Raw genomic sequence first — 3,337 nt, forward strand, 5'->3', positions numbered from 1 at the left:
CCCCCTAACTTCTACCTCACTTACGCATATACAAAAAGAGAGGATTCTGATGTATGCTAATTGCAAACATCAGAATCCTCTCCCTAATCTACAGCGTAACAAATTGAGAATGAAGTTGTGAATAATTTCATTCTCTTTCACTGCCTCTAAGTTTATTTAGCATCTATCCCATAAACCATATACAGCAGAAAAGCCATGTTTAGTTTTCAGAATATCTTTTAGCTTATCAAAATGAATCTCTTCATCCTTAAAATAAATGAATCCATCAGTTTCATTAAGATGTGTTATAAAAATAGACAGCTCCGTTTCTTTCACGCTTCTAAACTGCCCTACGCTTCTAAAATCCTCTTTTACAGGTAGAACAAATTCTTCAATATCCTGATGCCTTGCATATCTGATAGAACCCTGCCACTCATTATCTATGTTGGTAAGGTCCATAGTTACTCCGGGGAATTCATTTCTGTCACACTCCCCCGGAAGTGGTCCGTTACCATGCCTTGTCACATATGATCTGGTAACGTAAACAGCACTATCAAGCTTTATATACCTTTTTTCCAAAAATGCAGCTATATTCCAAAGACCGGTTTTTGAAGGTGTAAGGTACGGAGCAAACTTTTTGTAGTCATTATCAAGCAAAAGCCCCTGTCCTGTCTCAAAAACAACCTGTTTATAGCCAAGCAGGAAATCAGAAGAAGCATCTATTATTTCAATGTGCTTCACCGTCTCCTTTATGCTCTCTGCAAAATTTGCAAGGACGTCACTGTTTGTGAGCATATCATAATAATCCGCTCTTCTTCCAGGATTGTTGCGTTCAAACAGGTCACATATAGAGTCAAGATCTCTCTGACCATATTTTTCTCTAAAATCGACCAGTATATCAAACAGCTCTTTTAGAGACTTATCACGAACATCAGCAACTGTAAGAACAAGTCCATTTTCATGCCTGTTTATACATTCATTGATGCCCATTCCGCAGCTTCCGTGCCGCTCTTTCCCTCTGGCAGATTCAATGAACATATTTCGAAGCACATCATCTATGATCGTGATCCTCGTGTCTTTTTCAGCGTATATCTTAGGAGTAAAGCCATATACAGCCTCAAACTCTTCCAGTTCATTGCCAAGCTGAAAAAGGTCAACTAAAAACGTATCTGCTAAAAGTGTATCTACGCCATACTCAGCCCCGGACCCTATCTGATGATGGATGAACCGCTTTTTGCTCTCATCCTCTACTGTATGCCCAGCCTGGCCGCCTCCGTTATGCTTAACTATCAGCGTTATTTTTTCTTTTTTGGCAAAAGAGGCACAGACAAGGCCTTTACCTTCATCTCCAAAGTTTTTACCAATGACGGCAATTGTTTTCATAAACTTATTCCGTTATCTGCAAAGGAAAGCCTTGAAAGCGCAGCACTTATAGAAGGTCTGTCAAGCTCCTCCCACTGCTCCAACACTTCGTCAAGCTTTTTACCTTTCTGCAACTGAATTGTGCTGATGATTATTTCAGGAATATTGCCGATATGCTGTCTTTCAATAATGATCGTGTGCCCCGCCAAAAGCTCCTGATTTTCTATGTTTCCGTGGTCAATCATAATGTGAAATACATTAAACTTTTTCTGTACTTCAGCAAGTACCGCTTCCCTGGAAACATATCCGGTTCTATCACCAATAACTCTTTTAATAGTTTCATTTACATAATCTTTTCTTATTCTTGCCTTGTCACCGATTGTAAAAAGGAATCCCTTTTCATTTCTCTTGTTGATGGCATCAATGTTTGTATGATGGGCAAGGAACTCCCAAAGGCATGTAGGTACTACTTCGCCATTGCCATTGTTTTCAAAATAAATATCCAAAAGTTGCTGCGCAATACGGATATCAGATTCAAACTGAGTAACCTGAAGAGGTGAAGCATCCAAATAATCACCGTATGCCGCGCACATTAAAGCCGGATCTTCTACAGCTCCTGTAGAGTACAATTTTGTGATAAGCTCATTTAGAGCGTTTGTAGCAACTTCAACTGCCAGATATCCCATAGACCCAGTAACATCAAGGCCAACAACGATAGGTGTTGTATTTGGATGATCTTCTGAATCGAAGCACTCTCTTGTTCCTATATATTTTGGATCATATTTTGGATCGCACTGTTTTTTTGTAAAAACCTCTTCTACACTCTGATTTCTTGACAGATTTCTGCTGTTTTTTAGTTTAACCCAATCTGATGCTGAATAACTTCCATATCCCATTTTCTTTTTCCCCTTTTTTCATACTTTTCTTTAAAACCTCACGAACTTATGTCCGCCAAAGCCTTTTTCAATAACAGTATCCCAGTACTCAAAGTCTTCATAAGCATTTGCTCTTGGTTTTGAATCAAGGAAAGCAAAAAGCTCCGAAGGGCCACTATCTCTTTCCATTACCTGCTTTGCTGTTTCCCTGATCTTTTTAAGGTCTCCTTGCGTTGAGAATCGCTTTAAATTCCTGTAATCACCAAAGAGCATTCCCTCATGAGTCACAGGATTTACAAATACGCTGGCTGTACTTATATCCCCATGAGAAATTTCTGAAAACTCCAACGCACAGCAGATATTCTCCATTCGGGAGATTACCCAGGCAAGGTGCTCCGCCTTTAAAGGTGCAAAAACTTCCACCGGATAAAAGTATGGCTTACGTACAAAAACAAGTACTTCCCTACCGTCCTTAAGATGGAGCCTCTGTGTCAGCATAGGAAAACACCTGTCCAGCTTCATATCAGCCTCTGGGAATGTCAGACTAAGGAGCCCTTTCATGAACATATCTGCCTCTTTGTCATCATCAAATACATAGACAACATTCTTTTTTGCCAAAAAACATTCCATGCCCGGATATATATATTTATCCATATATGCAATTGTAAGTGGTTTTGAATTGTCCATTATGAATGAGACGTTTCCCGTCTCTTCCCAAAGATCATCCCCAGAATAATCATCTTCCCTGGCCATAGCTTTTGCCATGTAAAAAGAAAGGATCTTTTGCCTGAATGCTTCGTTACCCCTAAGTTCCGAATCAGACATAAAGGCTCTGCATCCACAATAACTGCAGCTAAATCCTCCGGCGTCAGAAACCTTCAGCTGAGCCCCGCAATTTCTACACTTGTAGGTTATCATTATTTCTTTTCCTTCCCCCAAAATAAATTTAAATCCATTTTAGCCACCTTTTCAATTATAGTAAACTTCCTCTTTTACGCAATGAACTACCTCACCGACTCCACGTCGGAAAGGGTTTCTGTTATGCCGCAGAGCGGCATGAACCTGCACGATGCTCTATGCATCCTGCAGAACAGGGCATGTCCACTATGCCCCTATCCCAT

3 protein-coding genes are annotated in these 3,337 nt (G+C 40.1%); all 3 read right to left on the reverse strand.

The genetic code is table 11. The annotated features are described in order from the left end of the window. Nucleotides 1-156: 156 nt before the first annotated feature. The 3 genes from BM146_RS18825 to BM146_RS18835 are packed head-to-tail and all read right to left on the reverse strand — an operon-like array spanning nt 157 to nt 3,134. A complete protein-coding gene (locus tag BM146_RS18825) occupies nt 157-1,362 on the reverse strand; it encodes an adenylosuccinate synthetase (protein WP_074892217.1) in 1,206 nt (401 codons plus the stop codon). Further along, nucleotides 1,359-2,237 carry a hypothetical protein gene (locus BM146_RS18830; protein WP_074892220.1) on the reverse strand — a complete coding sequence of 293 codons (879 nt, stop codon included), beginning with the start codon at nt 2,235-2,237 and terminating at the stop codon, nt 1,359-1,361. Before BM146_RS18830 ends, BM146_RS18825 begins: the two co-directional genes overlap by 4 nt. Before the next feature lie 30 nt (nt 2,238-2,267). After that, complete coding sequence (locus BM146_RS18835) at nt 2,268-3,134, reverse strand: TFIIB-type zinc ribbon-containing protein (RefSeq protein ID WP_074892222.1); 867 nt, start codon at nt 3,132-3,134, stop codon at nt 2,268-2,270. Nucleotides 3,135-3,337: the final 203 nt, after the last annotated feature.

The sequence above is a fragment of the Butyrivibrio proteoclasticus genome, from assembly GCF_900115735.1.
GTDB classification, from domain to species: Bacteria; Bacillota; Clostridia; order Lachnospirales; family Lachnospiraceae; genus Butyrivibrio; species Butyrivibrio proteoclasticus_B.